Origin of the sequence: Nereida sp., assembly GCF_965655635.1 — a bacterium.
In the GTDB taxonomy this organism is placed as follows: domain Bacteria; phylum Pseudomonadota; class Alphaproteobacteria; order Rhodobacterales; family Rhodobacteraceae; genus Nereida.
Genome location: NZ_CBFHHE010000017.1, coordinates 17,638 through 41,300, shown reverse-complemented (window position 1 = coordinate 41,300; position 23,663 = coordinate 17,638). Strand labels below are relative to the sequence as shown.

Sequence of the window (23,663 nt, the reverse complement as noted above, 5' to 3'; positions counted from 1 at the left end):
CGCAGGTGCGGCGACAGTTGCTGGAACACTGGTGGTTTCAGGTGCAGTTGTCGCTTCGGCCGTGGGTGCCGCTGCGGGGCTAGCCGTGTCAGCGGCCGATGCGTCTTCACCGTCTTCCAGCAATACGGCGATTGCTGTATTCACTTTGACACCTTCAGAGCCCTCAGAGATGAGGATTTTGCCAATCACTCCTTCGTCGACAGCTTCAAATTCCATCGTGGCTTTGTCGGTTTCGATCTCAGCCAAGATGTCACCAGAGGCAACTTTGTCGCCTTCTTTAACAAGCCATTTGGCCAGCGTGCCTTCTTCCATGGTGGGCGAGAGGGCGGGCATCAGAATTTCGGTTGCCATAATTATACGTCCTCGCTTGCGTAGATATCTGTCCAAAGTTCGTCTACATGGGGCTCTGGGCTCTCTTTTGAGAACTCGGCCGCTTCATTGACGATTGCTTTGATTTCTTTGTCGACTGCTTTCAACTCATCTTCTGAGGCGTGCTTGCCAGTAAGCAGCATGTCGCGGATTTGTTCAATTGGATCGCGCTCGTCGCGCATTTTCTGGACCTCTTCGCGGGTCCGATACTTCGCGGGATCAGACATGGAGTGACCACGGTAACGGTATGTTTTCACTTCCAAAATGTAGGGGCCTTTGTCTGCGCGGCAATGCGCGACGGCTTTCTCGCCGGCGGCTTTGACTGCCAGAACATCCATGCCGTCTACTTCTTCGCCTGCGATGCCGTATGCTTGACCGCGTGCGAAATAGCTGGGTGACTTGGTTGAGCGTTGGGTCGATGTACCCATGGCGTATTGGTTGTTTTCAATGACGAAAACCGCGGGAAGCTGCCACAGCTCGGCCATGTTATAGGTTTCATATACTTGGCCTTGGTTCGCCGCGCCGTCACCGAAGTAGATGAAAGTTACGTTGTCATTGCCGTTGTATTTGTCAGCGAAGGCAAGACCCGCGCCAAGTGGAACTTGCGCTGCAACGATGCCGTGTCCGCCGTAGAAATGTTTCTCTTTAGAGAACATGTGCATCGAGCCGCCTTTGCCGCGGCTGTAGCCACCCTCGCGACCAGTAAGTTCAGCCATGACACCTTTTGGATCCATGCCACAGGCCAGCATATGACCGTGATCACGATACGATGTGATGCGCTTGTCGCCTTCTTTTGCGGCCGCTTCCAAGCCAACAACAACGGCTTCTTGGCCGATGTAGAGGTGGCAGAAACCGCCGATCAGACCCATGCCATAAAGCTGGCCTGCTTTTTCTTCAAAGCGGCGAATGAGTAGCATTTCACGGTAATGGTTAAGAAGCTCATCTGCTGAGACATTCGGTGTGGCTGGTTTCTTAGTGGCCATAAGGCTCCCTCCTTACACCCAAAGTCACGGGCGCAAACGCATATAGTTTAACATTAAACTATTTCTACATTAGGGGGTTTTGGAAATCAATAGGGGCAAAGTAGAGCAACGGAAAATGGGCATGAGTTCACTGCTGCGCGGTGAAAACAGCGCACATTACACTACGTATGGCGTGGTTTTTTGTCGCTCGGCGCGGTTGGCTTAGCGGATGACCATTTCGTCGCTGCGCACATATCCCAAAACATCACGGGTCTGCTCGTCCAGCAGATCAAGGTCTAGGTAGGTGTCTGACAGCCGACGGGTTTTATTCTGCAACTCAGCTACACCTGCCAAAAGCGTGTCCAACTCAGCATGAAGAGTTGCGGCATCTGCCTCAATCTCGGCACGGCTGAAAATACCGTAATCGCCCTGAACGGCGGCAAATGTGAAGTAAAAGCCAACAGCGCACATCATGACGAAATACACAATCGCACCGATAGAATGGCGTTTGCGGGTGTTGTATTTCATCGTTCTGCTGTGCCTCAGTTAGGTGCCCTCACTTTTCGGAGCTCTTGGGATGACACTACAGGAGGTGATTCGCTGTGGGAATCCCTAAAATGGTTAATTGGGCTGAAAACGGCCTAATAACTGTATCTTTTCGCTCATTTAGCAGCTTTTGGGCCTTAGCCCGCGCAGGAGGCGTCAAAAATGCTGGCGATGGTCTGTGCGATCGTTGTGTCAAAGTCGCCGTCGGTTTGTTCCGCGCTGAGACCTTCCGTAAGGGCACGGCTGAATGAGGCGATGATACCGGTGTTGGCGCAAAGGCGCGTGTTGGCTTCTGTTCGTGAATAGCCACCTGACAGGGCAGCAACGCGCATAACGGTCTTGTGCTGAACCAGCGGCAAGTAGTGGTTGGCGGTTTCGGGCAGGGTGAGTTTGAGCATGACTTCTTGACCTTCGGGCAGCACATCAAGTTTGGCTTTGATCGCGTCCAGCAACATCGCTTCGGCTTCCGCTTTGTCTGCGATTGAGATGGTGACCTCTGGCTCGATGATCGGAACGAGGCCGTGGGACATGATCTGGCGCGCGATGGCGAATTGCTGTGCGACGACCGCTTTAATGCCGCTGGCGGAGGCGGCCGAGATCACTGAGCGCATTTTGGTGCCAAACATGCCTTTTGCCACGGCGCGCTGACACAGCGCATCAAGGTTGGGAATGGGGCGCAGCAGTTGCACGCCATCTGCTTCGTCCTCAAGACCTTTATCGCACTTCAGGAAAGGAACGACGCGGTGGGTGGTCCACAGGTGCTCGGCGGTGGGCGTGCCGTCAACATCGCGGTCCATTGTCATCTCAAACAGGATCGCGCCAATGACTTTGCCGCCGTGAAATGCAGGCGCGCGAATGATGCGGGCGCGCATGTCGTGGATCAGGTCATACATTTCGTCGTCGTTTGCGTAGGCGCTTTCCTCAACACCATAGAGTCGCAGCGCCTTGGAGGTCGAGCCGCCGGATTGATCCAGTGCTGCAATGAAGCCGTCACCGGTGCGGATTTGGGCGGTCATGTCAGGGTTTGTCATTGGGGCGTCCTTGGGCTGTGGGGCGCGAAAAATCGCGGTTACCTCACCCTTAAGGCAGCGGTTTACGCATCGCAATTATGGTCGCGCTAACGGGTTGCGCTAACATGAATGCGGTGCGTAACGCATTGTAATTATGTGATCTGTTGTGGGTATTCGCGGGCGTAGCGCAGGTGTATTTACTGCGCCATCAAAGCCGCAACACCGGGAAGGGCTTTACCTTCCATCCATTCCAAGAACGCACCGCCCGCGGTGGAGATATAGGTGAAATCATCCGCTGCACCCGCTTGGTTCAGGGCTGCAACCGTATCACCGCCACCCGCCACGGAAGTAAGCGCGCCTTCACGGGTCAGCCGCGCTGCGGCCTGTGCGGCAGCGTTTGTGGCCGCGTCGAATGGGGTGATTTCGAACGCACCCAACGGGCCGTTCCAGATCAGCGTTTTCGCGTTTGCCAGTACTGCTTCAATGCGCGCAACCGCGTTTGGCCCCGCATCAAGGATCATCGCATCAGCGGGACAGGCATTGGCGGCGACCACGTCATTTTCCGCGCCTGCCTTGAATTCACGGGCCACGACAACATCGCTTGGCAACACAATCTCACAGCCTGTGGAGGCGGCTTTGTCCATGATCGCGCGAGCAGTGTCCGCCAAATCGTGTTCGCACAAGGATTTACCTACATCGATACCTTGGGCCGCGAGGAACGTGTTAGCCATGCCGCCGCCGATCACAAGGTGGTCCACTTTCTCAATCAAGTTTGAGAGCAGGTCCAACTTTGTGGACACTTTTGCACCGCCAACAACAGCGACTACGGGGCGCTTGGGCGCACCCAACGCAGCTTCAAGCGCGCTGAGTTCTTGTTGCATCAGACGACCCGCGCAGGACGGCAAAAGCGTTGCAATACCTGTCGTTGAGGCATGGGCACGGTGGGCGGCAGAGAAAGCATCATTGCAGAAAATATCGCCCAACGTGGCCAAGAAAGCCGCCATGTCAGGGTCATTTGCCTCTTCCATAGCTGAAAAGCGCGTGTTTTCCACCAAGACCACGGCATTCATTGGCTGTGCGTCGATAAATTCGCGGGAAGGGCGCTCAACAAAAGTAACGGGCGCGCCGAACGTGTCGCTGAGGGCAGGGACCAGTTGCTGTAGTGACATCTCGGGAACAACTTGGCCTTTGGGGCGGCCAAAGTGGGCTAGCAAGATCGGACAGCCCCCTGCGGCGCGAATATCGGCAATGGTGGGGGCGATGCGTTCGATGCGGCTGGCGTCTGTGACATGGCCGTTTTCCATCGGCACGTTGATGTCTACGCGGACCAGAACCCGTTTGCCCGAAAGCGCCATGTCATCAAGTGTTTTCCAGCCCATATCTCTGCCCGTCCTGCGTTAAATTGGTGTATGCGACCTCTAACGCGGGGGCTACCTGCTTGGCAATCCGATTGATCCGACCTAGGTTCCGCACAAACACACAATGGAGAGACCCAATGGCCGAGATCAATGATCCCGAGAACACAATCTTGATGGAACTCAAAGGCGGTACCGTCACGATCGAGCTTTTGCCAGATGTAGCGCCTGAGCACGCAGCCCGCATGAAAGAGCTCGCGCGCAGCGGCCAATACGATAACGTAGCGTTCCACCGTGTCATCGAGGGCTTCATGGCGCAGACAGGCGACGTAGCAAACGGCAACATGGAAAAAGATTTCAGCTTGGGCCGCGCGGGCACAGGTGGATCTGATTTGCCGGACCTTCCTGCGGAGTTTTCAAAGCTGCCCCACGACCGCGGCACATTGGGTGCGGCGCGTTCTGCCAACCCGAACTCTGCCAACAGCCAGTTCTTCATCAACTTCAACGATAACCACTTTCTGAACGGTCAATACACTGTGTATGGCCGTGTGATTGAGGGTATGGACCACGTGGATGCGATCCAGCGTGGCGAGCCACCAGCAGAGCCTGACCGTATGATTTCTGTGAAAGTCGCCGCTGATGCGTAGTGCGTTGGCAGCTTTGCTCCTCAGCGCCGCGCCAGCATTTGGGGCGGGGCTTGAGATTGACATCGCTGGCGAAGCAAACGGAACAATCACGGTTGATTTGTTCGAACAATCTGCACCGATGCACGCGGAACGGATCACAAACCTTGCGTCTGAGGGCGCGTATGATGACGTGGTGTTTCACCGTGTGATCCAAGGGTTCATGGCCCAAACCGGTGATGTTGAGCACGGCAAACTGGGGCAAGACATGCGCCGGGCTGGTATGGGCGGCAGCGATTTGCCGGACCTGCCGGCTGAGTTCAGCGATACTCTGAACTTTGATCGCGGTGTTGTGGGGATGGCGCGTTCGTCGCAGCCAAATTCCGCCAACAGCCAATTTTTCATCATGTTTGCGCCTGCGCCGCATTTGAACGGACAATACACCATTGTCGGTCAGGTAACGGGTGGAATGGATGTGGTTGATGCGATCAAGCTGGGGCGCGGTGCCAATGGTGCCGTGATCGGCGAGCCTGACCGTATGGTTTCGGTGCGCGTCACCGACTAAACCACACCGTTATCTGTAAGACACAAGACCGCCCCCGCACCGGATTACATATCTGTGCGGGGGCGTTTTTACCTGTATGGTCCAATTATTCAAGCCCGCGACAGGTTTCAAAAGTTAATCGTGGATTGCTTGGTGTCGGGGCTACTCATCACAGGGCGAAAAGACTAGGTTAGGCCTAGACGTTTTAGTGAAAAGAGACCCGATGCGCCGACTGACAAAAACCGCTGCCAATTTGAACGACGATCAGATCAGCGGGTGGCGCACAATAAAGCGGGTTGTCCCTTATCTTTGGCCCGCCGAGCACCCTTGGGTGAAACGGCGCGTGGTGGCGGCGCTGACGGTTTTGTTTATCGCCAAACTGGTCGCGGTTTACACGCCGCAGCTTTATAAACAGGCGGTTGATGCGTTAAGCGGCGACGGTGATGCAACAATGTTGGCTATGGGCGCCATTGGTCTGACGGTGGCCTACGGCGTGGCGCGCTTGATGAACGTGGGCTTTCAGCAGTTGCGCGATGTGATTTTTGCACGGGTTGGTCAGCGGGCGCTGCGACAGCTGGCCCTTGAGACGTTCACCCATATTCATCGCCTGTCCATGCGCTATCATATCAGCCGCAAAACTGGTGGGCTTAGCCGGATCATCGAACGCGGTGTGAAGGGTGTTGAGTTTTTGCTGCGGTTTTTGCTGTTCTCGATCGGCCCCCTTGTGCTGGAGTTATTGTTGATCGGCGTCATTTTGGCGGTGCAGTTTAGCGTGTGGTATCTAGTGGTCGTGCTGGCGACCATCGTGCTTTATGTCATCTTTACGTTCCGCGTGACCGAGTGGCGCGTGCGCATCCGCAAAGTGATGAACGACCAAGATACGGACGCTAATCAAAAAGCGATCGACAGCCTACTTAACTTTGAAACCGTGAAATATTTTGGTGCCGAGGCCCGCGAGGCTGAACGCTATGACGGGGCGATGCAGAAATATGAGGCGGCAGCGCTTCAGACATCATATTCGCTGGCGTTTTTGAACTTTGGTCAATCGCTTATCATCACATCCGGCCTTGTGGGCGTGATGGTCATGGCCGCGTTTGGGGTGCAAAACGGGCAGATGACTGTGGGCGATTTCGTCTTGGTTAACGCCTATATGATCCAAATCACCATGCCTTTGAACTTCTTGGGCACCGTTTACCGCGAGATCCGTCAGGCTCTTGTGGATATGGGCGAGATGTTTGATTTGCTGGAAAGCCCTGCGGAAGTCCAAGACAAAAAAGGCGCGCGGCCGTTGGAGGTCAGAGGCGGCGAAGTTGAGTTGGATAATATTCATTTCGGCTATGATCCCGAGCGCCCCATTCTTAAGGGTGTCAGTATCAAAGCCGGTGCAGGCGAAACCATTGCCATCGTTGGCCCGTCTGGTTCTGGTAAATCGACCATCGGGCGGTTGCTGTTCCGGTTTTACGACGTGGGCGCTGGCGCGCTGCGCATTGACGGGCAAGATGTGCGCGATGTGACCCAAACTAGTCTGCACGATCAAATCGGCGTGGTGCCGCAAGACACGGTGCTTTTTAACGATACGGTCTATTACAACATTGCCTACGGCAACCCTGACGCGCCGCGCAGTCAAGTTGAAGCGGCAGCTAAGGCGGCCAAAATCCATGACTTTATCACGGCGCTTCCGGATGGCTACGAGACAACTGTGGGTGAACGGGGCCTGAAGTTGTCGGGTGGTGAAAAACAGCGGGTTGGCATTGCGCGCACGCTGTTGAAAGACCCACCTATTTTGCTGCTGGATGAGGCCACGTCCGCTCTTGATAGCGAGACAGAGCGCGACATTCAGGATGAGTTGAACGGGTTGGGACACGGGCGCACGGTCTTCACGATTGCGCATAGGTTGTCCACGATTACCCACGCAGATCAGATCATTGTGCTTGAAAACGGCCTTGTGGCCGAGCGCGGCACGTTCGACGAACTTCTTGCGGCGGGCGGGCGTTTTTCAGACATGTGGCATCGCCAGCAAAATGATGACGAAGAAGAGGTTTAGGTGACTTGGATGTTGGCGGCGCTGAGTGAGGCGGTGTCAACGTTTTGCAGAATTGCCAAAACTTGCGCTCCGTTCAGCACGATCTGCGTGTCGGTGCCGTTTTGCACAAAGCTGAGGTCTGCAAATTCTGAAGCCTCGGTGAAGCTGTTTTGGTTCGTGAACAGTGGGTTTGATCCGTCAGAAATATTGATCTGAAGGGCCTCGGTTGCAGGGTCAAAATCTGTGATTGTAACCGCGGTGGCTTTTGTGCTGGCCACTTGCAGTTGGAACTCATCTACGCCTTCACCACCGGACACCGTATCGCCGTCATCAAACAGCATCTGGTCATCGCCAAGCCCGCCAAACCCCATGTCAGGTCGTGCCTGAACGCCGTCAAACTGGGGCAAGAAATCATTGGTGTTGATCACATCGTTGCCCGTATCACCAAAAAGCGTGTCTTGGCCGCCAACGGATATCAGCGTGTCGTTGCCGGCTTGGCCGCGCACAAGATCATCCCCGCCGTAGTCTGGGTCATTTCGTCCACCGATATCGCCAAAAAAGTCGTCACCGCGCCCTAGAAAGACCTCATCATCGCCGTCACCGGGACTTACGTTGTCATCTCCGTCACCGCCCAAAATGATGTCGTTACTGGGGCCGGTCAAATCCACCATATCGTCGCCGCCGCGCCCTTGGATCGTGGTGCCTGTTGTACTGTCTAAGTCGGTGAAAACGTTGGGCCCGTCGTCACCAATCAGCAAGGATGGCCGTGGTTGGGCGTTTTCGTTACTGGCCTCGTCTGGGGCGTCGGGCGGGGTAGGTTCGGCCAAGCCGTCCGAGGAACTAGCCCCATCAAGCAGGGCACCCAGACCAATGGCGACACAAATCGACAGCAATAAAGCCATGAACACACCTCACTAACTACTCACAAAAGTGAGCTTAGCGAAGATGGCGCGGCGTTCAATGAAGCGAATGCAAAAGACGGCCGACGGCCCAAGCAGCGGTGTGACGTGTATCCGCTGCTTGGGCTATTGTTTCTTATTCCGCGGCTTTAAGCGGCTCGACATCCGATTGTTGCGCAGAGGCTTCTGGATCACGCCAGATGATCTCGGGGTGTTTCACCTGCGAGGCTTCTTTGCGAAGCGCCCAATCCTGTGCCGCGACAGACCCTTTGCCAAGTGACAGTTTGGCAAGCGCAAGACCGATCCAACGCGCATAGGTCACAACCCAAACCCGCAGCGCAAGAAGCGACGGGGTGAACACAAGCGTTAGAACCGTCGCGATACCAAGTCCAAAGACCACCGCCGTGGCAAGCTGCTTCCACCAAAGCGCCGTGGGGCTGTCGATGGAATAGCCGCCGCCGATGAAATCCAGGCTAAGGCCAAACATCATTGGCGCAAGGCCCGCCATCGTGGTGATTGTGGTCAGAAGCACGGGGCGGATACGGTCTTCGGCCGTACGAATGATTGCCTCAATACGGGGCATATAACGGTTATATTCTTGATAGGTGTCGATCAGTACAATGTTGTTGTTCACCACGATGCCCGCCAGAGCCACAATGCCCGTACCGGTCATGATGATCGAGAAGGCTTGATCCATGACCAGCATGCCGATCAGCACACCAGTGGTCGACAAAATCACTGCCAGCAGCACCAGTACCGAGTTATAAAAGCTGTTGAACTGCGCCAGCAAGATAATGAACATCAAGCCAAGCGCACCGGCAAAAGCCTGCATCAAGAACGCACCACTTTCGGCCTGTTCTTCTTGGTCGCCTGCCCATTCCCACTCAAGGGCTGCGGGGAAGGGGGATGTGCTTTCGATCCAATCGGTGATCAGGGTGATACGCTCGTTTGCATTAATCGGCGCGATCAGGACATCGTCGTTGGCTTGCAACTCGTCCGCGGTAAAGCTGCCTGTGAGTGACAAAATAGCATAGCGCGTATTGCCCCGTTGAAAGATTGGCTGGCCCGCAGATGTCTCGGCATCCGCCTCAAGCTTGCGCACGATCGCTTGGGTCGTAACCGTATCAGACCCATCAGCCCCCGACGGCCCTTCAAGGGTCAGTTTTGCAAGGCCTGTTTCGACGTCTGCTTTCACATCATAGTGGCGTTTTTGGTCCACACGGTCGATCTGACCCAGCTTGGCGACTGGCTTCACGGTTATGAAATTAGACAGCGGCACCAGACCCTCAGGGGTGCGCACGCGCAACGTGTCAAGCGTTGACATGACACGGTCTTTTTCAGGCAGGCGCACACGAATGTCGATTTCTGCATCGCTGCTGTCGACACGCATCTGGCCCAGCAAGATACCCCGCGTCACCAGTTGAACCATGCCGCCGACCGTCGCCACGTTCGCGCCATAGCGACCGGCTTTTTCCACGTCCACATCAATCTGCCAGTCAAAACCGGGCAGAGGCAGCGTGTCCTCGATCAGCGTCAAACCTGGGGTCGCTTCGAACTTGGCGCGCGCCATCAGTGCTGCGTTTTTGAGCACATCAAGATCATCGCCGCGGATACGCAGATGCAGTGGCTTACCTTGAGCCGGACCTTGGGCCAGCTCGGATATTTCGGCCTTGATGCCAGGTAGTTTTGCAAGCTCTGCGCTGAGCTGATCAAGTACCACGTTACCGTCCAGATCGGGGCGATCAGCTCGGTCATCCCACGGGATCGTCTCAAGCTGAATACGCCCAATGGTGTCGCGCGGGCCTTGTCCACCGCCGGGCCCACCAGTGTCGAGGCCCCCTTCGCCCGCAAAGGCAAAGACGTTCACAACACCTGGGTGCGCCAACACAATTTCTTCAGCGGCACGGACGGCTGCGTCTTTTTCTTCAAGGCTTAGATTGCCACGCGCGCGGACGTAGACGATGGCTTGCTCAGGCTCGGATTCCACAAAGAATTCAACGCCGTTATTGTTGCTCCCAAAGTAGGTAAACGTCCCCATCACAAACGCCATGACGGCCACAAGTGAAACCACAGGCATGATTGGATTGCCCACGATCAGACGGATAAATTTGCCAAAAATTGTCCGTGTGCGTCCTGAGCTAATCCGCTTTTCACCTTGTAGCGGCGTTGCCGAACCAACCGTGATCGATAGGGCAAATGCGCCAAGGCTAAAGAGGATACAGCCAATGATCGCGCCCACGATACCGCCCGAGGGCACGATGTAGGCCGTGTTTAATATTGCCATGACACCTGCAAACGTCAGCAGGATGGCGGGCACAACGAGGGCCAGCCGCACGAGCCACGGTAGGTTATCGCGCAGCGCGTCAGAGGTTTTGCCAAAGACCCGCGTCATGCGGCCCGAAATGCCACCCACGACAGGCAAGTAAATCAGCGCCACGAGCAGTGACGCGGACAACACGAAAATCATCGTGACCGGCAACATGCCCATGAATTCACCTGGCACGCCCGGCCAGAATAAGAACGGCAAAAACGCGCAAAGTGTGGTGGCTGTTGAGGATACAATGGGCCAGAACATCCGTTTTGCAGCGTCCGTGTAGGCCTGCATGGGCGACGCGCCCTCGCTTAGGCGTTTGTCGCCGTATTCAACGACCACAATCGCGCCGTCCACCAACATACCAACTGCAAGGATCAAGCCGAACATCACAATGTTGGATACCGAAACCCCAAGAAGGGCCAGCAATACAAAACACAGCAAAAACGACGTCGGAATGGCAAAGCCCACAAGCAGCGCAGGGCGCGGACCAAGGGCGGCAAGCACCACAATCATCACCAACGCAATGGCCGTCAGAACGGAACTCTCAAGCTGGCTGACCATGCTGCCTACCTGACGTGACTGGTCGTTGGAGAACCCCACTTGAATGGCGGCGCGCAACTCTGGCTCCCAGCCTTGACGCTCTTGTTCAACCAGTTCGCGAACCATGTCGGCGGTATCGATAATATTAAAGCCTTTGCGCTTAACCACTTGCAGGGCCACGGTGTTCTCGGAATTAAAACGCGCAGTTCCGGCACGGTCTTCAAACGTGAGACGGATGTCCGTAAGATCCCCGAGCGTGATGACGCGGTCGCCGTTGGTTTTGACGGGCAAGCTGTAAATGTCTTGGGCTTCATCAAACGAGGAGGGGATTTTGATACCGATTGAGGACGCGCTTGTGTCCACGTTTCCGGCGGCAACCAACAAGTTGTTGTTCGCAACTACATTGATCAATTCGTTTGCGGTGACGTTGTAACTTTCCAGCTTGAGCGGGTCGATGACGACCTCAACCATCTCATCGCGCTGGCCTGACAAAGCCGCCTCAAGGACGGCGTCTTGCCCCTCGATCTTATCCTGCAAATCTTTCGCCACGCGCACCAACGTGCGTTCAGGTAAAGAGCCCGTCAGGTTTACAATAATGATCGGAAATTCAGAAAAGTTGATCTCTTCGATTTTGTATTTTTCCGCACCGTTAGGGAAATTCGCCTCAACGGTGTTCATTCGGTCGCGCACATCGGCAAGGATTTTCGGCTTGTCCCAGCCAAATTCAAACTCAATCACCACGTTGGCGTAGTTTTCCACAGCTGTGCCAGTGATGCGTTTCAGCCCGTCTAGGTCTGAAAGTTCTGTTTCAATCGGTTTCACCAACAGCTTTTCACTATCTTCTGCCGAGATGCCGGGGAAGGGTAGCGAGATCACCAGCGCAGGGATTTCGATGTCAGGCTCGCCCTCTTTGGGAAGGCTGACATAGGCAAAAGCCCCCACCGCGATTGAAAGTACGATGAAGGCAACAATCATCCGCGCCCGTGACGCGGCCCAATCTACCATTCCAACCATCAGTTCACTCCACGCATCGTCACATCAACGGGTACACCGTCGGTTACATATTCTTGGCCCACAACAATGACATCTGCTGTTGCCGGTAACCCGTTGACCCACACACCGTCCATGGTGTCGCGGATCAGGCTGACGGGGATAAAGCGCGCGATACCGTCTTCGGCCACACGCACCCCAAGGCGCCCTTGATCATCAAGCGTAAGCGCAGAGCCTGGCAACAAATGCGCATCAGCACCGTCGCTTGCGATGGCGATCTCAACAGTTTGGCCGTCACGGATGCTCATGTCTGTATTCGGGACTTCCAACTCAACGCGGAAGGTACGGGTCAGCGGGTCTGCGCTGCGAGACAGGAAAGTAACCCGTCCGCGCACGTCACGCTCACCTGTCAGGCGCGCGCCGCCAACGGCCCCCACCGTGATGCGGTCCACTTGGGTTTCAGGCACGAAGCCCACTAATTTGATCGGGTCTAGCTGGATCAGGGTCGCGCAAGCGGCTCCCGGTTGCAACAATGCGCCAAGCTCGGCTGTGTCGCTTTCCAAAAGCCCTGCAAACGGCGCACTGATGGTCAGTTTGGAGATTTCGCGTTCGGCGTTTTCAACGGCTGCTTGGGCAGATTGCACGGCGGCTTGGGCGGATTGCATGCCGCCTTCTGCGGATTGAATGCCCGCAGTTGCGGATGTGACTGCCGCCAATGCGCTTTCCAAATTAGCTTGGGCGGCGGCAACGCGCGTGTCTGAGGCGTAGCCATCTGCGGCCAATGTGCGTGCGGCGTTTTGGTTGATCTTTGCTTCTTCAACCCTTGCCTCTGCCTCGCGCAGACGGGCGCGTGCTTCGGGTAGGCGTGAGTTGGCGGATGGCAGGTTTGCTTTTGCTTCGGCCAAACGTGCAAGGGCTTCTGCAAGGCGTACTTGCGACGTTCCGGGGTTCAGAACGCACATTTCCGCACCTTCTTCCACGAACGCGCCTTTGCGCAGTGGCGTGTTGATCACCAGGCCAGATGTCTCAGAGCGGACGGTCAGTTGACGCACCGCTTCGGTTTGACCGCGAACAATCACGGCACTGTCGATTGTTTGTGCCGCTGAGGCCATCGCCACGACCGAGACCCGCTGAACCGCGTCTGATGTGTTCGTTGCCTCCATTTCAGCGCCGGAATTCTGGGCAATTGCCATCAGCGCGTCGCGTTCAAACACCAATCCATAGAGGAACGCAGATACGAGCAGAGCAGTTAAAATCGGGAAAATCTTCATGGGTCAGGTCAGCCTATTCATCGCTTCGCGCGCACAACTGCGCGGTTGTCAGCTACATATGCTTATCCTACGTAATACTAAACCATTTAGTTCACAAATGTTTTGAACAGCCTGACATTTTGGACATTTCCGAATGAACTGGCGCGGAATTGAGCACTTTTGCCCATGGCACTTGAACCAGAACTACGGTAATTCATAAAACAACAGGCACAGACAGTGATAAAGGCCGCTCTAATATGTCCAATACCGATAGTTTTGTCGAAGAAGTCACCGATGAGTTGCGCAATGATCAACTGTATGCCGCCATGCGCAAATACGGCTGGATTGCTGCGCTTGCAGTGGTTGCGATTGTGGGCGGTGCGTCTTGGAATGAATATAGCAAAGCGCAGGCAGCTAAAGTAGCGCAGGCAAAAGGCGACGCGTTGCTGAGCGCGCTGACGGCCGAAGATCCTGCGGCGTCTGTTGCGGCCCTTGGTGGGTTAGAGGCGCAAAGCGCTGCCTCAACTCTTTTGTTTGCGGATGCGCATGTCCAAAACGGGGAAACCTCTGCGGCACTTGCGGCGTATGACACGTTGGCTACATCGGCTGATGCGCTTCCTGTTTATCGTCAGCTGGCCCAGTACAAAGCGCTAATGTTGCGCGGTGGTGAGGCAAGTGCGGATGAACGCCGTATGGGGTTTGAAACGCTTGCGACACCCGGCGCGCCGTTTCGTTTGCTGGCCGAAGAGCAGCTTGGATTTTTGGACATAGAGGCGGGCAATACTGGTGCGGCGCTTGAGCGGTTTGAACGCATCATCGCGGACGGTGAAACATCTGCGGCCTTGCGTCGTCGGGCATCACAAGCAATTGTTGCATTGGGTGGCTCGCTCGATGGTGCGCTAAGCGACAGCTAAGTGCTGATGCTACGAACTGGGAAAGCGATCTGAACAGTCGAAAAGAGTTCGCCCAAAGTATGAGACACGTGACCAAAAGGGGCACACCACAAGATGACACGATCAATGGTGAGTAAAAAAGCGATATTGGCCTTTGGGTTAAGCGCGTTTGTAATTAGTGGCTGTGGTGACCGTGAGTTGATCTTGGAAGGTGAGCGGCTTGATCTGCGTGCGGATTTAAGTGCGCCCGACACAGTCGCAGATGCCGATGATGTGGTGGAGCAAGCAGATGCACCGCGGGCGCTGTCGCTTCGTGCACCCGTTGTGAATGACGCGTGGACACACCGGTTTGGCAGTGCTCAGCACCAAATTAATCACCCTGCTTTAGGGGCGGATCTATCCCTCGCTTGGGGCGCCAACATCGGCCAAGGCGACACGCGTAAGCAGCGCATTACGGCTGATCCCGTTGTAGCAGGTGGGACCGTTTTTACACTCGATAGTGCTGCAATGGTGACAGCCACCTCAAGCAATGGCGTGGCTCTTTGGCAGCGCGATCTGACACCTGTGTCTGATCGCAGTGGTGATGCATCAGGCGGCGGGTTGGCCGTGGCAGGCGATACTCTTTTTGTGACTACCGGATTCGGCGCGCTTACAGCGATTGACGTTGCCACCGGCGAGACCCGTTGGAGCCAAGACCTTGACGCGCCTACAGCTGGCGCGCCTACAGTGGCTGACGGTATTGTTTACGTGATCGCGGGCAACGCCGTTGCGTGGGCCGTTGATGCCAAGAATGGCCGCGTGAAATGGACCCAATCTGGCCTTCCAAGCGGCTCGGACGTTGTGGGTGGGGCAGCACCGGTCGTTGCTGGTGATCTGGCGGTATTTGCGTTTTCAAACGGTGATGTGCGCGCCACGTTCAAACGCGGCGGTATTCGCCGGTGGGACACGTCTTTGTCAGGTGAGCGCAAAGGACGCTCATACGCGACAGTCAAGGACGTAACTTCTGATCCTGTGGTCTCCGACGGTCGCATTTACCTGGCGACCCAATCTGGCCGCATGGCGGCTTTGGATGCACAAAACGGTGAACGGCTGTGGACCGCAACGGAAGGGGCGCTGTCCCCCGTTTGGCCCGCAGGAGATTCGATTTTCTTCGTATCTGACCAAGCAGAGCTGCTGCGTGTCGATGCGAAAACCGGTGAGCGTGTTTGGGGTGTGGATTTACCATATTTCGAGAAAGAGCGTGACCGCCGCAAAAAGGCTGTGTTTTCGCATTACGGCCCTGTTATTGCGGGTGGTCGCCTGATCGTGGCGTCAAACGATGGCACACTGCGCAGTTTTGATCCGACAACGGGGCAGGCTTTGGGGGTCGTTTCGATCCCTGGTGGTGCCACGACCAATCCGGCTGTGGCCAATGAAACGCTCTATGTTGTTTCGACCAGCGGTAAACTGCACGCTTTCCGTTAGCGCCAAGGTGGTGTATCGCCGCCTTTCAATTGATGGGATTCTGACGTCATGTCTTTCACACTCGCCATTGTGGGCCGCCCGAATGTGGGCAAATCCACTCTATTCAACCGCCTTGTAGGCAAACGCCTGGCGTTGGTCGATGACCAGCCGGGGGTAACGCGTGATTTGCGCGAGGGCGAGGCACGCCTTGGTGACCTGCGCTTTACGGTGATTGATACAGCTGGTCTTGAAGAGGCCAACGACGACAGTTTGCAAGGCCGCATGCGCCGTCTGACCGAGCGCGCTGTTGATATGGCAGATTTCTGTTTGTTTATGATCGACGCCCGTGCGGGTGTGACGTCAACTGACCGGATGTTTGCGGAAATCTTGCGTAAGAAATCTGCTCACGTGCTGCTTGCCGCAAACAAGGGCGAAGGCCGCGCTGCAGATGACGGCGTTATGGAGGCCTATGAATTGGGTCTGGGGGAGCCGTTGCGTCTGTCTGCTGAACACGGCGAAGGCATGGGCGATCTGCTCGCAGAACTCATCCCTCTGGTGGATGACTTTGAAAGCAAAAACAATGTTATAGAGCCTGAAGTTGATGTAACACTTGAGGATAATGAAGACGCTGAAGAAGTTTATGTGGCGCCTACAAAATCCAAGCCGTTGCAAATTGCTGTGGTCGGGCGCCCGAATGCGGGTAAATCAACACTGATCAATAAAATTTTGGGCGAAGACCGTCTTTTGACGGGCCCTGAGGCGGGCATCACACGCGATGCGATTTCGCTACAAATGGAATGGGGTGAGACACCTGTCCGGATCTTTGACACTGCGGGCATGCGCAAAAAAGCCAAAGTGCAAGAAAAGCTTGAAAAGCTTTCTGTAGGTGACGGTTTGCGGGCTGTGAAATTTGCCGAAGTCGTCGTTGTGTTGTTGGATGCTGCGATTCCGTTTGAGCAGCAAGATTTGCGCATCGCCGATTTGGCCGAGCGCGAGGGCCGTGCCGTCGTGGTTGCGGTCAACAAATGGGACATCGAGGACGAAAAGCAGGAAAAACTGAAAGAGCTGAAGGAGTCGTTTACACGCCTTCTGCCACAGTTGCGCGGCGCGCCGCTAATTACGGTGTCCGCAAAAACGGGACGCGGACTTGAGCGTTTGCGCGAGGCCGTTCTGCGGGCCCACGAAGTTTGGAACCGCCGCGTGACGACAGCGCAGCTGAACCGTTGGCTGACCTCGATGATCGAGGCGCACCCGCCGCCCGCACCGGGCGGACGCCGTATCAAACTGCGTTATGCAACACAGGTAAAAACGCGGCCGCCAGCTTTTGTTGTGATGTGTAGTTTGCCCGAAAAACTGCCGACGAGTTATTCGCGCTATCTGGTGAACGGATTGCGTGAGGACTTTGACATGCCAGGCACACCGATCCGGCTGACCATGCGCAGCCAATCACAGGCAAACCCATATAAAGACAAGAAAAAGTCAACGCCGAGCCGGTTGCGTAAGCACCTTGGTAAGCCTTCTTACGATGCAAAGTAATTCCCAAGTAGCAGTGCGTTTGGCACGCGAAGCGGATTTCACGGCTTGGAATGGACTATATGAGGACTACGCTGATTTCTACGGCGTGCCTCAAACCCAAGAGATGCGTGACCGCGTTTGGTCTTGGTGTCATGATCCGTCCAAAAGTACTAAGTACTACGTCGCTGAAACGGCGGAAGGCCAGCTTATCGGTTTGGCGCATATGCGTCCGTTTGAGCGGCCTTTAGCGGCATCTATCGGTGGCTTTTTGGATGATCTTTACGTAGATGAGGCAGCTCGCGGTAGCGGTGCTGGACGTGCGCTTATCCTGCATTTACAATCGGCGTGTGACCAGCGCGGATGGGGCGTTCTTCGCTGGATCACCGCCCCAAACAATGCAGCCGCACGCGCATTATACGATAGCTTGGCATCAATGACCGAGTGGCTGACTTACGATCTGGATGTGTAGCGGCGCCACGCGAATGTCGCGGTGAGGCTGATCCCTATCAGTGCCAAGTATCCCGTGACGTTTAGCCCGTTTGCTACAACAATCCCAATCAAGGCCCATACGACTGCGGCGGCGTAGGTGACGGAAAACCTCGCTTTGTGGATGACGAAAATGGCAATAATGAGTGCAATTGTGATGCACAGGTACGCCCAACCATAGGCTCCAAACCAGAGGCCGTAGCCCGCGCCCGCAACACCAAGCGATACGTTTGCAGCTGCGGTCAACCAACCGGCATAAAGTCCCACAGGGACAGCAAACCAGCCGATATCTTTTGTAGGCGCATTGAACAGTGCCATGAGCGCTGTCCCAAGCATTACCCAGATCAGGATCGTCGCCCAAATCGGTGAGGCCAAGGCGACCCAAAGCCATGCGGCACCAACAGTAATGCTGATGATAAGGGGCAGACGGGCGGCGTCCCAACTTGCGTCATCACGGCGCTTCAACACCCCGAAAACAGCAGAAACCCCAAGCCACGTGTAAATGACGCCCCAAAGCGCAAAAGCGTAGCCTTCTGGCTGCACCGGTGGGTTCGGTTGCGCGATGGGCAGCTGACCGGCGGTGTAGCCGGTGAAAGGTTCCGTCAACAATGGCGCCACAAAAAAAGCGGCTGTTACAACGAGGGTCAGCCAAGCCTTCATGCTAATGTACCATCTGCTTGGATCATGGCGTTGCCGCCCATGAAGGGGCGAAGAACTTTGGGGATGACCACGCTGCCATCTGCTTGTTGGCCGTTTTCGACCACAGCGATCAGTGCGCGCCCAACTGCAAGGCCGGAGCCGTTAAGCGTATGAACAAACTGAGGTTTTCCACCATCTTCGGGCTTGAAGCGGGCATTCATGCGGCGGGCTTGGAAGTCACCACAGACTGAAACGCTTGAGATTTCGCGGAACGCATTTTGACCGGGCAACCATACTTCGATGTCGTGGGTTTTGATCGCCCCAAAGCCGATATCACCTGTACAAAGAACCACAGTGCGGTACGGCAAACCAAGCGACTGAAGCACACCTTCGGCGCATGCGGTCATGCGATCGTGCTCTGCCATGCTGTTGTCAGGGTGTGTGATGCTGACCATTTCGACTTTTTCGAATTGGTGCTGGCGCAGCACACCTGATGTGTCACGACCTGCAGAGCCGGCTTCGGAACGGAAGCATTGCGTGTGCGCAACCAAGCGGCGGGGCAGGGACGCGGCATCCACAGTTTGGCCGTTTACTGTGTTGGTCAGCGTAACTTCTGCGGTGGGGACAAGCCACCAACCGTTGGTTGTCTGGTAGCTATCTTCGCCAAATTTCGGCAACTGTCCTGTGCCATACATCATGTCTTCGCGCACCAAGATGGGCGTCCAAGTCTCGCTGAGCCCGTTGGTATCAACGTGATGGTTAACCATAAATTGCGCAAGCGCCCGGTGCAGCCGCGCAACGGCCCCTGACAGTACCATAAAGCGGCTCCCAGACAGTTTCGCGGCCAGCTCAAAATCCAAACCGGCAGCGATGGCGGGAATGTCGTAATGCTCAAGAGCGGCAAAATCCGTTTCACGCGGGGTGCCCCAGCTTCTAATCTCGACGTTGTTTTCCTCGTCCGCGCCGTCTGGTACAGATGCATCGAGCAGGTTTGGCAGGCTCATCAACAAATTTGTCAACTCACCATCAAGGTCTTTGGCTTCATCATTCAGACGCGCAACGTCTTCTTTCTTTGCCCCAACGAGTGCGCGCAAACGCTCGAACTCGGTCTCGTCCCCGGATGCTTTGGCAGCACCTACTTGTTTGGATGCCGCGTTTTGTTCGGCCTTCGCTTCCTCAGAGGCTTGGATCTTTGCCCGCCGTGCGGCGTCAATTGCCAAAACATCTGCTGCACGGGTGTCCACGCCACGCCGCGCCATGGCAGCATCAAAAACATTGGGTGTTTCGCGAATAAGTTTAATGTCGTGCATGGGTTGTGCCTCAGTCCTGCGCGTGAATAATATTGGCTCCGATATACGCCCGACCGCATGAAATGACCAGCGTAACTGCGGCGCACATTTGGCTGTTTTCGCACCTTGCGCCTGCAGAAATTGACACATAGGTTCAGCCCAGCTTTAACGGGGCGCTTTGTCCCCAACATCCCAGCAAAAAGAGGCCCCCGATGGAAGCGTTTGCACAATTTATCCCGCTCATTCTGATTTTCGCGATCATGTATTTCCTGCTGATCCGCCCTCAGCAGCAAAAACTGAAAAAGCACCAAGAAATGGTAGCTGCCCTGCGTCGTGGGGACCAAGTTGTGACCCAAGGCGGACTGATCGGAAAAGTGACCCGTGTAAAAGAGGGTGAAAACGAAGCTGAAGTTGAAGTGGCCGAAGGCGTTAAGCTGCGCGTCGTTCAAAGCACCATTGTTGAAGTTTTGAACAAGACAGAACCGGCTAAATAACTCTAATTCGTCCCTCTTTTAAGGTTCTATCCCATGTTGCAAATCGACCTTTGGAAGCGCATCCCCATTATCCTTACCATTGTGGCGGGCCTTTTGTTGGCTGTTCCGAATGCGTTTTATCCGCGGGTTGAGGCGCATAATGACGCCGTGTTGGCGCTTGAAAGCGGTGCAACCGGGGCAGGGCTTGAAGAGAACGCGGCGCAGTGGCCCGCGTTCTTGCCGTCTGGTTTGGTGAACTTGGGACTTGATTTGCGCGGTGGCGCGCATCTTCTTGCGGAACTGCCGCTTGAGGATGTGTATGAAAAGCGGCTGGTGGGTTTTTGGCCCTCCGTGCTTGATGCGATGCGTGCCGAGCGTGCCACAATCGGTACGTTCCGCCGCATTGGTATCGAAGACGGAGAGCTGCGCATCCGCCTATCGGACGCCAGCAAAATGGACCGTGCCATTGAGATTGTCAGCGCGCTGGCCCGTCCAGTTGTAAGCCTGTCTACGGTGGGTGCGACTGACTTTGAGGTGACAAGCCGTGATGATCTGCTGATCGTGACAATGTCCGAGGCTGAACGTCTGGCAACAGATGAGCGCACCATGTTGCAGTCGCTTGAAATTATTCGTCGCCGGATTGACGAAGTTGGCACCCGCGAACCTACAATTCAACGTCAGGGCACGAACCGCATCCTCATTCAGGTGCCGGGTCTTGGCTCTGCTCAAGAACTCAAAGACCTTATCGGCACGACTGCGCAGCTTAGCTTTCACCCTGTCGTGGGGCGGACGAGCAACGCGAACGACCGTAAAGTAGTGGGCAATGTGATCTTCCCGTCGATTGATGAGGAGGGTGTCTTTTATGTTCTGGAAGAAAACCCCGTTGTCACCGGCGAGGAGCTGGTCGATAGCCAGCCGAGCTTTGATCAAAATGGCGGCCCTGCTGTCTCTTTTCGCTTTAATTCGGCCGGGGGCGCAAAATTCGGGCGCTACACGGCTGAGAACGTAGGCCAGCTTTTTGCAATTGTGTTGGACCAAGAGGTAATCAGCGCGCCACGTATCAACGAGGCAATCCCAGGCGGGTCAGGCATTATCTCGGGTAATTTCTCTCTGGAGCAATCAACGCAGCTTGCGGTGCTTTTACGTGCAGGCGCTCTGCCAGTTGAGCCCACGTTTGTTGAAGAACGCACCATTGGACCACAGCTTGGTCAGGATAGTATCGACGCGGGACGTATTGCCTGTATCGTGGCGTTTTCGGGCATTCTTGTCTTTATGGTGTTGAGTTACGGAACCTTCGGCCTGTTCGCCAATGTGGCGCTTATTGTTAACGTGGCGATGATTTTTGGATTGCTCTCGATGATTGGTGCCACTTTGACTTTACCGGGCATCGCCGGGATTGTTCTGACCATCGGTATGGCTGTTGATGCGAATGTGCTTATCTTTGAGCGTATCCGCGAAGAACTAAAGTCTGCCAAAGGGCCTGCGCGGGCGATTGAGCTGGGCTATGAAAAGGCCCTGTCTGCCATTCTTGATGCAAACATCACTACGTTTATTACAGCTGTCATCTTATTCGTGATGGGGTCGGGGCCCGTGCGTGGGTTTGCCATCACGCTTGGCTTGGGCATTCTCACGTCCGTCTTTACCGCGATTTTCGTGACGCGGCTTATTGTTGTCATTTGGTTCGAGCGCCGCCGCCCGAAAACACTGGAGGTCTAGCCAATGCGTTTGCGTCTGGTTCGCGATAACACCAATTTTGATTTCTTTGCTCGTCCAAAACTGTGGCTGGGCATTTCTGGCGTTATGATGATTGTTGCTCTGATTAGCTTTGCTATTCAGGGTCTTAACTACGGGATCGACTTCCAGGGCGGCACGACAATTCGTACGGAAAGTAGCCAGCCTGTTGATGTGGCAAGCTACCGCGCAGCACTGGAGCCGCTTGAGCTTGGGGATATTTCAATCACCGAAGTCTTTGACCCGAACTTCCGCGGTGATCAGTTTGTCAGTCAAGTTCGCATTCAGGCCCAAGAGGGCGAAGAAGCAGCGTCCGGTGATATGATTGCTGCGGTTGCGGATGCGCTTAGCGCCGTTGATAGTGGCTTGGTCTTGCCGTTTCCTGCGGTGGACAGCGTGGGCCCGACTGTCTCGGGCGAACTAATCCAAACAGCCGCGATCGCCGTGGTTTTGGCGATCTTGGCAGTACTTATCTACATCTGGTTACGGTTTGAGTGGCAATTTGCAATGGGTGCGGTCGCTGCTTTGGTGCACGATGTGGTGCTTACGATTGGTGTCTTTTCTGAACTTCAGATCCGCTTTGATCTGGCGATCATCGCGGCTCTTTTGACAATTGTTGGGTACTCGCTCAACGACACAGTTGTGGTGTTCGACCGCGTCCGCGAAAACTTGCGACGCTATAAGAAGAAAGACCTCAAGGAAGTTCTTAACCTGTCAATCAACGAGACCCTTTCGCGCACGTTTATGACATCTGTCACAACTTTGCTGGCGTTGATCTCATTGTTCGTTTTGGGCGGAGATGTCATTCGTGGCTTTGTGTTTGCGATGATTTGGGGTGTGATCGTCGGGACGTATTCGTCGATCTTTGTCGCGTCTGCTACTTTGCTAGCCTTGGGCGTTAAACGCGATTGGTCAAAACTAACTGATGAGGGCGGCACACAATTCGGCAACACCGATGCCTAGTGCGCTGCCCCGTGCGCTGTGGGGAGCGAAGGCATGTTTGGGATAACCTCTTGGGAATTATTCATCCCCGAGGCTTGGCCGCAGTTGCTGTTAACCGTGACTATCGCTGGCTTGGTTCGTGGTTTTTCTGGCTTTGGCACCGCGATGATTTACATGCCCGTCGCCGGTTCCGTTTTTGATCCCTTTGTTGCACTTACCACCATGGTCATCCTCGATTTACTTGGTCCTATTCCAGCGGTTCCACGTGCGATCCGCGATGGTGATCCAAAGGATGTTGCGCGGCTCGGGCTTGGTTATGTGCTGACGATGCCGATTGGATTGGCGATCTTAAGTGTCATCGCACCCGAAGTATTTCGCTACGGCATTTCCATGGTAGCACTTGTTTTATTGGTCATTTTGATCGGGGGCTTCCGCTATCGTGGGGTGCTTCATAAATGGTTAATCTATGTCACAGGTATGCTTGCAGGGTTCTTCGGCGGAACCAGCGGTCTTGCAGGGCCGCCTGTGATTTTGCTCTACATGGCCAGTTCAAAACCCGTCTCAGTAGTGCGCGCAAACAATATGTTGTTTTTGCTGTTGTCCGATTTGTTGTTGTTGGGCGTAATGGGTGGAACAGGGCGCCTGAGTATTGAGGCAATCGTGATCGGCGCGGGCCTGACGCTGCCATATATGACCGGTATTTTGATCGGTACCCGTTTGTTTGATCCCTCGCGCGAGGCAGTATATCGTCGTGTCGCATACACAATCATTGCCATTTCGGCGGTCTCCGGACTGCCGCTTTGGGGCTAATTCGAAACGGGTAAAAC

At 55.2% G+C, this 23,663-nt stretch carries 21 protein-coding genes; 11 read left to right on the top strand and 10 right to left on the bottom strand.

Features of this window, described 5'->3' with window-relative positions; all coding sequences use genetic code 11:
* The 5 genes from ACTF5M_RS07190 to ACTF5M_RS07170 all read right to left on the bottom strand — a co-directional run.
* A partial coding sequence (locus ACTF5M_RS07190) for a biotin/lipoyl-containing protein (RefSeq protein ID WP_438960355.1) occupies positions 1-351 on the bottom strand: 351 nt, incomplete at its 3' end.
* 2 nt (positions 352-353) lie between these two features.
* Entirely contained in the window at positions 354-1,352 is a 999-nt protein-coding gene (gene pdhA / locus ACTF5M_RS07185; RefSeq protein WP_438960354.1) for a pyruvate dehydrogenase (acetyl-transferring) E1 component subunit alpha, read from the bottom strand.
* Between the two features lie 201 nt (positions 1,353-1,553).
* Complete coding sequence (locus tag ACTF5M_RS07180; RefSeq protein ID WP_438960353.1) at positions 1,554-1,859, bottom strand: FtsB family cell division protein; 306 nt, start codon at positions 1,857-1,859, stop codon at positions 1,554-1,556.
* Between the two features lie 155 nt (positions 1,860-2,014).
* On the bottom strand, positions 2,015-2,908 hold the full coding sequence (locus ACTF5M_RS07175; RefSeq protein ID WP_438960352.1) for a fructose bisphosphate aldolase: 894 nt from the start codon (positions 2,906-2,908) through the stop codon (positions 2,015-2,017).
* Positions 2,909-3,084: 176 nt separating this feature from the next.
* The gene (locus ACTF5M_RS07170) at positions 3,085-4,266 is read right to left on the bottom strand and encodes a phosphoglycerate kinase (RefSeq protein ID WP_438960351.1); all 1,182 of its coding nucleotides are present in this window, start codon (positions 4,264-4,266) and stop codon (positions 3,085-3,087) included.
* 116 nt (positions 4,267-4,382) lie between these two features.
* Here ACTF5M_RS07170 and ACTF5M_RS07165 point away from each other — a divergent pair, with 116 nt between their 5' ends.
* The 3 genes from ACTF5M_RS07165 (at position 4,383) to ACTF5M_RS07155 (ending at position 7,453) form a co-directional block, all read left to right on the top strand.
* Complete coding sequence (locus tag ACTF5M_RS07165) at positions 4,383-4,889, top strand: peptidylprolyl isomerase (RefSeq protein ID WP_438960350.1); 507 nt, start codon at positions 4,383-4,385, stop codon at positions 4,887-4,889.
* The gene (locus tag ACTF5M_RS07160) at positions 4,882-5,430 is read left to right on the top strand and encodes a peptidylprolyl isomerase (RefSeq protein WP_438960349.1); all 549 of its coding nucleotides are present in this window, start codon (positions 4,882-4,884) and stop codon (positions 5,428-5,430) included. The genes ACTF5M_RS07165 and ACTF5M_RS07160 overlap by 8 nt, the downstream gene beginning before the upstream one ends.
* A 202-nt stretch (positions 5,431-5,632) precedes the next feature.
* Positions 5,633-7,453, top strand: coding sequence for an ABCB family ABC transporter ATP-binding protein/permease (locus tag ACTF5M_RS07155; protein WP_438960348.1), 1,821 nt, complete (start codon positions 5,633-5,635; stop codon positions 7,451-7,453).
* Here ACTF5M_RS07155 and ACTF5M_RS07150 read toward each other — a convergent pair.
* The 3 genes from ACTF5M_RS07150 to ACTF5M_RS07140 all read right to left on the bottom strand — a co-directional run bounded on the left by ACTF5M_RS07150 (position 7,450) and on the right by ACTF5M_RS07140 (position 13,446).
* The gene (locus ACTF5M_RS07150) at positions 7,450-8,334 is read right to left on the bottom strand and encodes a calcium-binding protein (protein ID WP_438960347.1); all 885 of its coding nucleotides are present in this window, start codon (positions 8,332-8,334) and stop codon (positions 7,450-7,452) included. The two genes, ACTF5M_RS07155 and ACTF5M_RS07150, sit on opposite strands and share 4 nt — an antisense overlap.
* A gap of 133 nt (positions 8,335-8,467) precedes the next feature.
* On the bottom strand, positions 8,468-12,199 hold the full coding sequence (locus ACTF5M_RS07145) for an efflux RND transporter permease subunit (protein ID WP_438960346.1): 3,732 nt from the start codon (positions 12,197-12,199) through the stop codon (positions 8,468-8,470).
* Positions 12,199-13,446: an efflux RND transporter periplasmic adaptor subunit gene (locus ACTF5M_RS07140; protein ID WP_438960345.1), complete on the bottom strand. Its 1,248-nt coding sequence runs from the start codon at positions 13,444-13,446 to the stop codon at positions 12,199-12,201. Before ACTF5M_RS07140 ends, ACTF5M_RS07145 begins: the two co-directional genes overlap by 1 nt.
* Before the next feature lie 236 nt (positions 13,447-13,682).
* Here ACTF5M_RS07140 and ACTF5M_RS07135 point away from each other — a divergent pair, with 236 nt between their 5' ends.
* From ACTF5M_RS07135 to ACTF5M_RS07120, 4 genes are all read left to right on the top strand, one after another.
* Positions 13,683-14,339 (top strand): hypothetical protein, encoded by a 657-nt coding sequence (locus ACTF5M_RS07135; RefSeq protein ID WP_438960344.1) that lies wholly within the window; start codon positions 13,683-13,685, stop codon positions 14,337-14,339.
* A 93-nt stretch (positions 14,340-14,432) separates the two neighbouring features.
* On the top strand, positions 14,433-15,782 hold the full coding sequence (locus tag ACTF5M_RS07130; protein ID WP_438960343.1) for an outer membrane protein assembly factor BamB family protein: 1,350 nt from the start codon (positions 14,433-14,435) through the stop codon (positions 15,780-15,782).
* Between the two features lie 48 nt (positions 15,783-15,830).
* Positions 15,831-17,297 carry a ribosome biogenesis GTPase Der gene (gene der / locus ACTF5M_RS07125; RefSeq protein ID WP_438960342.1) on the top strand — a complete coding sequence of 489 codons (1,467 nt, stop codon included), beginning with the start codon at positions 15,831-15,833 and terminating at the stop codon, positions 17,295-17,297.
* Entirely contained in the window at positions 17,287-17,745 is a 459-nt protein-coding gene (locus ACTF5M_RS07120; protein WP_438960341.1) for a GNAT family N-acetyltransferase, read from the top strand. The genes der and ACTF5M_RS07120 overlap by 11 nt, the downstream gene beginning before the upstream one ends.
* On the opposite strand, the gene ACTF5M_RS07115 is transcribed toward ACTF5M_RS07120, so the two are convergent.
* The gene (locus tag ACTF5M_RS07115; protein ID WP_438960340.1) at positions 17,727-18,422 is read right to left on the bottom strand and encodes a hypothetical protein; all 696 of its coding nucleotides are present in this window, start codon (positions 18,420-18,422) and stop codon (positions 17,727-17,729) included. The two genes, ACTF5M_RS07120 and ACTF5M_RS07115, sit on opposite strands and share 19 nt — an antisense overlap.
* Positions 18,419-19,711 carry a serine--tRNA ligase gene (gene serS, locus ACTF5M_RS07110; RefSeq protein WP_438960339.1) on the bottom strand — a complete coding sequence of 431 codons (1,293 nt, stop codon included), beginning with the start codon at positions 19,709-19,711 and terminating at the stop codon, positions 18,419-18,421. Before serS ends, ACTF5M_RS07115 begins: the two co-directional genes overlap by 4 nt.
* Before the next feature lie 191 nt (positions 19,712-19,902).
* Here serS and yajC point away from each other — a divergent pair, with 191 nt between their 5' ends.
* From yajC to ACTF5M_RS07090, 4 genes are read left to right on the top strand one after another with little or no spacing between them, the layout of a single operon-like run.
* Complete coding sequence (yajC, locus tag ACTF5M_RS07105; RefSeq protein ID WP_048597440.1) at positions 19,903-20,184, top strand: preprotein translocase subunit YajC; 282 nt, start codon at positions 19,903-19,905, stop codon at positions 20,182-20,184.
* 33 nt (positions 20,185-20,217) lie between these two features.
* Entirely contained in the window at positions 20,218-21,879 is a 1,662-nt protein-coding gene (gene secD, locus ACTF5M_RS07100) for a protein translocase subunit SecD (RefSeq protein ID WP_438960338.1), read from the top strand.
* 3 nt (positions 21,880-21,882) lie between these two features.
* A complete protein-coding gene (gene secF / locus ACTF5M_RS07095; RefSeq protein WP_438960337.1) occupies positions 21,883-22,857 on the top strand; it encodes a protein translocase subunit SecF in 975 nt (324 codons plus the stop codon).
* A gap of 33 nt (positions 22,858-22,890) precedes the next feature.
* Positions 22,891-23,646, top strand: a complete 756-nt coding sequence (locus ACTF5M_RS07090) for a sulfite exporter TauE/SafE family protein (RefSeq protein WP_438960336.1) — start codon at positions 22,891-22,893, stop codon at positions 23,644-23,646.
* Positions 23,647-23,663: the final 17 nt, after the last annotated feature.